This is a genomic window from Magnetospirillum fulvum (assembly GCF_900108475.1).
GTDB classification, from domain to species: domain Bacteria; phylum Pseudomonadota; class Alphaproteobacteria; order Rhodospirillales; family Magnetospirillaceae; genus Phaeospirillum; species Phaeospirillum fulvum_A.
In genome coordinates, this window is the sequence record NZ_FNWO01000008.1 from 192203 (window position 1) to 199166 (window position 6964).

Below are 6964 nucleotides of genomic sequence, written 5' to 3' on the forward strand. Positions count from 1 at the left end.
TGTATACACGCGAATGGTTGATTTATGTTCGAATTCGATGTCTTCCTGAGCCACAGCTCCAAAGATAAGCCAGTCGTTTTCGAAATCGCCCAAAAATTACGGGAAGATGGAATAAGAGTCTGGCTTGATGATTGGCGAATCAGGCCCGGCGATAACATTCCGATGAAGATCGAGCACGGCCTGGAATATTCGCGCGTACTGGTGCTGTGTATGTCGGCGCACGCGACCGACTCCGACTGGTCACAAATGGAAGCTCAGACGTTCCGATTCCGCGACCCACTGAACCGGGACCGACGGTTCATCCCGTTGCGGCTTGATGACACGCCGCTGCGGGGCAGTCTGGCGATGATCGCTTATATCGACTGGCGCCATCCGGTGCAGGAAAGGGCCTATTCGGCATTGCGGGAAGCCTGTCAGCCGCCAGCGGACGAAGAAAATGCCGAGTCTCTGGGCCAAAATTTTGTTAGCTTTAGCAGCGCTGACGAGACTGAGGTTCTCTCGGGCGCGTTCAGCCCGGACCGAAGCCTTGCGCTCACCGGCGGCGGGCAAGCCGCCGTAAAACTCTGGGACATCCAGAGCGGGACAGTCCTCCGCACGTTCCACGGTCACAGCCTTAATGTCTGGGCCGTGGCGTGGAGCCCGGATGGGCGTTTCGCGGTCTCTGGCGGCGATGACAGAACGTTGCGGCTTTGGGATGTAACGACGGGAAAATGCCTGCGTGAGCTCGAAGGCCACACGAACTCTGTCTCTTGCGTCGCCTGGAGCAAAGACCAGACCTTGATCCTTTCCGGTGCGGACGATGGAACGATTCGTCTCTGGGATACGGCAAGCGGCGCCTGCCTCAGAACTTTCTCGGCGCAGGCTTCCAATGGCGTTTTTGGTTTGTCCATGAGTTCCGACCAACGCCGCATCCTCTCGGGCTCGCGGGATAACACGATCTATGTTTGGGATGCCGAATCCGGAAAGCGCTTGCGTGTGCTTGAGGGGCATACGGGCCAACTGCGGACGGTCATTTGGAGCCCGGACCAGCGCCACGCCCTTTCCGGCGGTGAGGATCGCACGATTCGGCTTTGGGATCTTGACACCGGCCAGTGCCTGCGTGTGTTCCATGGACACCATGACTACGTCTGGAGTTTGGCTTGGAGCGTGGATCAGCGATTTATTCTCTCTGGCTCAGCTGACACGACAGTTCGACTCTGGGACACCTCAACCGGAAAATGCTTGCGGGTTCTGGACGGGCACGACGATGACATTAGGCTCGTCGCGTGGAGCCGCGATCAGCAATACGCGTTCTCAGGGGATAGCAGCGGTACCTTCCGGTCCTGGGACCTGTCGGACATCATCACAGCGACGACGCCATCCGATCCTGTGGCCATTCCTGCCGTCCTCTCCGCTCTCCCCCAATACACCAACGCCAAGGTTCTGCTTGTCGGCGACAGCAGTGCCGGCAAAACCGGGCTGTCCAAAGTGCTCGCCGGCGAATCCTGGCAGCCAAGCGACTCGACCGTTGGCGCCTGGGCAACCCAGTGGAAACTGCCGGGTATCGAGACCGGAGAGGCCGAGCGGGAAATCTGGCTGTGGGATTTCGGCGGTCAGGCGGACCAGCGCCTGATCCATCAGCTTTATTTCGATGAAACAGCAGCTGCGGTGCTGGTGTTCGACGGACAGAAGGAGGACGTGTTCGAGACACTCGGCCAGTGGGATCGTGACCTCGCCCGGGCATCCGGCAAGCCCTTCTCAAAGCTTCTCGTCGCCGGCCGGATCGACGCCGGGGGGCTGAGAGTGAGCCGCCAGCAGGTAGAGACCTTCGCGCGGGAACGAGGGTTTGCCGCGTTTCTCGAAACCAGCGCCAAGGATGGCACAGGCTGCGCGGATCTCCAGAAAGCGATCGTCGAGTGTATTGATTGGGAGGAGATCCCCTGGCGCTCCTCGCCGCTGCTGTTCAGGCAACTAAAGGAGGAGATTGTCCGGCTTAAGGACGAAGGTCGGGTCCTTCTCCGCTTCAACGAACTGCGGGAGACGCTGCGGATTCGCCTGACCGGTTCGGTTTCCCAGTTCAGCGATGAGGAGTTGAAGGCGGTGGTGGGGTTGCTGTGCGGCCCGGGAATCGTCTGGGATCTCGCCTTTGGCAGTTGGGTGTTGCTGCAGCCGGAATGCATCAACGCCTATGCGCAGGCGGTGATCCAAACCTTGCGCGAGGACAAACACGAGCGCGGCTGCATTACGGAAGAGCTTGTTTTAAAAGGAAATATCTCTTTCCGACCGTCCATGCAACGGCTCGCGGCCGAGGAGGAGCGCTTCATCCTGCTTGCCATGCATCAGATTCTGGTCGAGCGTGGTCTGTGTCTCCGCGTACAGACGGGCGATGGCCCGGTTTTGATCTTCCCCAGCTATTACCGGCGCGAACGCCCTGAACTGGTGGGGCATCCGGCTGTCCTGGTGAGCTATCAGTTTAATGGCTTCCTCGACGACATCTATGCCACCCTGGTGGTCCGTCTTCACCACACGGCACCCTTCGACCAGGACCAACTCTGGCGTTACGCTGCGGATTTCAAAACCCTCACAGGCAAGCAACTCGGAGTTAAGCTGACCCGCCGAGCGGAAGGCGCGGGTGAACTGGATGTGTATTTTGATCCGGCGATCCCAAACGAGGAAAAGATCATCTTCAGCAAATATGTGCATGAGCATTTGCTGCAAAATGCACAAGACGTCGTCCGCTTTCGGCATTACGTCTGCCCCTACTGCGGTACACCGGTGGGCAACCGCGATATCGCCATGCAGCGCCTGAATGAGGGCAAGAGCGATATTGCTTGCGTAAAATGCGACGATCCGAACAGACGCGTTCCCCTGTGGGATGTACTCGAAGATCTTTTCGCCAGCCCGGACCTCAAACAGAGGGTTCGAGATCTCCAGTTGGAATCAGCGCGGATATTGGACAGTGAGAGCAAAGAACGGGTGCTTGTCGGCGATGTGATTTCGACGGTCGCGCTTGCCGGACAGATTAGCCGCGAGTTCTCCGTCAGCGACCACGGTATCGACATGGAAATCGAATTCAAATCCGACAGCGGGGAGGCTACCGGTCGCAAGGTCTACCTACAGCTGAAATCAGGCGATTCCCACCTGACGAGGAGGAAAAAAGACGGTGCGGAGATCTTCGCGATCCACGAGAAGCGTCACGCCGAATATTGGCAACAGCAGGCGTTTCCCGTGTATCTGATCATTCGCGACTCGCGCGGCGACATCCGCTGGATGGAAATTCGCGACCATCTTCGGCGTGTTGCCCAAGGCAGCCGGTTCCCACGCAGTATCGTCTTCACCGGTCAGCGGTTCGATGTCATGAGTGTCCGCCGGTGGCGAGAGGAATCGCTGAAGACATAGCGTGTCAAAGGAATAGAGCGGATCGGCCAGGGCGGCGGCGATCGCCGGTCCCATCGCGGTGCGCAGCATGGCGCGGCGGCGGTCAGTTGATAGCGGACAAAGAGCGCCAGACTTTCCAGCAGCACCTGACCATCGCGCTCGATGCGGTCGAGCTGGTCGCTGATGCGGTGAAGACGCAGGCCGAAACGCTCGTCGAGTTCCTGACTGCCGCGGCGATTGAGCCAGGCGGCCAATGCGTCGGCGAGAATGGTCGATTTCGACACCCCCGGTTTGGCCGCCAGCGTTTCCAGCCGGGCACTGAGGTCCGGGTCGAGGAACAATTGATGGCGGATCCTGGTGCGGTTCATCCTCGCCTCCCTCAGAAGCTCGGCAGCAGATCGTCGCCCGGCCCGGCGCCATCGCGGCCTTCGTTGATGGCGTGGGCGCGAACCACCGTGCCGAGGCCGCGCAGGCGGTCCATCGCCCGCTGGTCAGTGAGCAGATCGGAATCGTCATCGACAGGTTCGGGCTCGGGATCAGACCGCGCCGCCACCACGATTCCCTCCTCGGGCAGGCCGGGATGGCGCTGCTGCTGGACGCCGCCTTCGTCCTCGAAGCCCAGCGCAGACTCCTCGGCGGTGGCGAGGCGGACGTGCGGGCCGCGCACCAATCCGCTCCAATCGACGGGACGGGCGGCCGGGCGATCGAGATAGCTGTGCTCGGCCAGCTCCGGTGCGGGCAGCACCCGAGCCGAGAAATTGCGGTCCTGGTAGTAGCGCAGCTTCTTCGCCCGGATCGGAGCAAGGCCGGAAACCAGCACCAGTTCGTCGGCGGGCGGCAATTGCATCACCTCGCCCGGGGTCAGCAGCGGCCGCGCCGTCTCCTGGCGGCTGACCATGACGTGACTGAGCCATGGCGCCAGCCGGTGGCCGACATAGTTGCGCTGGGCACGCAATTCGGTGGCGGTGCCGAGCGCGTCGGAAATCCGCTTGGCGGTGCGCTCGTCATTGCTGGAGAAGGCAATCCGGACATGGCAATTGTCGAGGATCGCGTTGTTCTCGCCATAGGCCTTGGATATCTGGTTGAGGCTTTGGGCGATCAGATAGGCGCGGATGCCGTAGCCGGCCATGAAGGCCAGCGCGGTCTCGAAGAAATCGAGCCGGACCAGCGGCTTGGTCCGCGAGATGTCCGACGGCGAAATCACCAGATAGAGCGACACCGGCCGCTCGGCATCGACCAGATCGGCGATCCGCCAGTCGCAGGCGACGGTGGTCGCGGCAACCACCGGGTCACGATAAAGGCCGAGAAACGACATCGCGGTCGATAGCACGCCGGAGCGCTCGTTCTCGGATTTGTTCAAGACTTCCCGCGCCGCCGACGCCACCACCGGATGGACCTGGGGATGGTCGGGGGTGCCGAGATGGTTGGTCTCCATCATCCGGCGCAGGGTGGTGGCGAAGCCGCGGCGGGGGTCGGACAGGAAGGTGGCGACCCGGGCCAGGGTCTTTTCCTCCTCGGCATACAGCACATGGAGAATCGCGCCGACCAGCAGGGAATGGCTGGTCTTCTCCCAGTGGCTGCGCCGCTCCAGCGCACCTTCGGGATCGACCAGGATGTCGGCGATGTTCTGGACGTCGCGGACCTCGTCGGCGCCCTTGCGGACTTCCAGCAGCGGGTTGTAGCGGGCGGAACGGGGATCGGTCGGATTGAACAGCAGGCAATGCGAGAACCGCCCCCGCCAGCCGGCGGTGAGCTGCCAGTTCTCGCCCTTGATGTCGTGGATCACCGCAGAGCCGGTCCAGGACAGCAGGGTCGGCACCACCAGCCCGACGCCCTTGCCCGAGCGGGTCGGCGCGAACGCCATCACATGCTCGGGGCCGTCATGGCGCAGATAACGGTTGCCCAGTCGGCCAAGAAACACCCCCGCCGAGCGGAACAGCCCGGCCCGCTCCACTTCCCGGGCGGTCGCCCAGCGCGACGAGCCGTAGGTGGTGACCAGCCGGCTCTGCCGCGCCCGCCACAGCGAACCGGCGATCGCGGCGGCGCAGCCCATGAAGCCGCTGGCCCCGGCCAGCATCCCCGCCTTGTCGAAGATGTGCGGCGCATAGGCCTCGTAGGCATACCACCAGGGGAACAACTGCCAGGGGCGATAGACCGGGGTGCCGAAGAGCACCAGCCAGGGCGGGCCGAGCTGGGTCTGATAGCCGAGCATCGCCGCCGCCCATTGGGTCGCCGACCACACCCCGAACAGGGTGATCGCGAAAACGACCAGGATCTGGCCGATCAGCAGCTTAGTGGGGGTCATGGCGGCCTGTCCCGAACCGGTCCGGCACTGTTGCCGGGCGCTTGGGATAAGGGTCAGGCAGAACCCCGGAATCGAAAATCGCCTTTAGCTACGATGATTTACGATCAACCAGACATCCTGCCCCGTGTGCCGGTAACGACCCATCACCGGCTTCGGACAAGACGGAGCCCTTGTCGAACCGGCTCCCATTGATTATCTTCCGGTGTGTCGGAATGTTTTTTCGAGGATCGCCATGCGCGCCAGTCTGCTGACCCCGAGCGAAGCTGCCATCGTCGCCAGCGTCACCGTCCGCGACATCAACCGGGTGATCGACGAGAAAATCCTGCCCGCAGCGCTGTACACCGTGGATGACGGTCGACGCGTGCAACTGGCCGCCTGCCCGCTGGTGGGGTTCTACTTTCGCGCGGCCAAGGCCCTGACCGCCGAAAAGCGCCTGACGTTGATCCACAGCTTCTCCGAACGCATCACCGGCGACATGGCCCGTCACCCGTTCGTCGGCTGGAATAAGGCCAACTGGACCGTCCGCGACGGCTTCCTCTCCGTCACCCTGTCGGACTTCATCGCCGACGCCGATGATCGCTCGACCCGGCTTGAGGCGACGCGGGCGATGGTCGTCGAGGATCCGGGGATCCTGGGTGGCAGTCCGGTGATCCGCGGCACCCGCATCCCGGTCTACGATCTGGTCGCCTCGGTCGCCGCCGGACTTCCTCGTGAGCGGATTTTCGCCGCCTATCCAGGGCTGGACGAAACCGCTCTCGATCTGGCCCTCCTCTATGGCGAAGCCAATCCGGTGCGCGGCCGGCCACGCCGCTTCACAATCCTGCCGCCGGACGCCACCCTCTCCGCCGAGCGCACCGTGCCCCGGCGTCGCCGGGCATGAGGCTACTGATCGACGAATGCTTGAGCGAGGAGCTCGCCAAGCTGGCCCGTGAGCGCGGCCATCTTGAGGCTTCCCATGTCCGTTGGATCGGCAAGGGCGGCGCCAAGGATTGGGAGCTGATGCCGGTGATCCTGGAGGGCGACTGGACCTTCGTCACCAAGAACTCGATCGATTTCCGTGGCCCGGCCAACGCCCCGGGAGGCAGCGGCGAATACGTCGATATCGACCTCCATGCCGGGCTCATTTGCCTCAACGGTCCGGTCGGCATGGATCTCGACATGCAGATGGAACTGTTCGAGGTGGCGCTCGACGACCTCGACACGCAGTCCGATCTGGTCAATCAGGTGCTGGAAATCACCCTGAGCAGCGAGACAGACGCAGATATCCGGATCGTGCGTTACTCGCTACCGGCTGAAGGGTGA

General features: G+C 62.5%; 5 protein-coding genes. 3 read left to right on the forward strand and 2 right to left on the reverse strand.

The features are described from left to right. Nucleotides 1-24 precede the first annotated feature (24 nt). Complete coding sequence (locus BLW40_RS11155) at nucleotides 25-3378, forward strand: TIR domain-containing protein (RefSeq protein WP_074768543.1); 3354 nt, start codon at nucleotides 25-27, stop codon at nucleotides 3376-3378. Here BLW40_RS11155 and BLW40_RS11160 read toward each other — a convergent pair. Both BLW40_RS11160 and BLW40_RS11165 read right to left on the reverse strand, forming a co-directional pair. Beyond that, nucleotides 3321-3725 carry a ribbon-helix-helix domain-containing protein gene (locus BLW40_RS11160; protein ID WP_211656767.1) on the reverse strand — a complete coding sequence of 135 codons (405 nt, stop codon included), beginning with the start codon at nucleotides 3723-3725 and terminating at the stop codon, nucleotides 3321-3323. The genes BLW40_RS11155 and BLW40_RS11160 overlap by 58 nt on opposite strands. Before the next feature lie 11 nt (nucleotides 3726-3736). Further along, entirely contained in the window at nucleotides 3737-5662 is a 1926-nt protein-coding gene (locus BLW40_RS11165; protein WP_074768545.1) for a conjugal transfer protein TraG, read from the reverse strand. Nucleotides 5663-5894: 232 nt separating this feature from the next. Between BLW40_RS11165 and BLW40_RS11170 the strand changes: the two genes are divergently transcribed. Both BLW40_RS11170 and BLW40_RS11175 read left to right on the forward strand, forming a co-directional pair. Continuing rightward, nucleotides 5895-6542: a DUF433 domain-containing protein gene (locus BLW40_RS11170; RefSeq protein ID WP_074768547.1), complete on the forward strand. Its 648-nt coding sequence runs from the start codon at nucleotides 5895-5897 to the stop codon at nucleotides 6540-6542. Then, complete coding sequence (locus BLW40_RS11175; protein WP_074768549.1) at nucleotides 6539-6964, forward strand: DUF5615 family PIN-like protein; 426 nt, start codon at nucleotides 6539-6541, stop codon at nucleotides 6962-6964. Before BLW40_RS11170 ends, BLW40_RS11175 begins: the two co-directional genes overlap by 4 nt.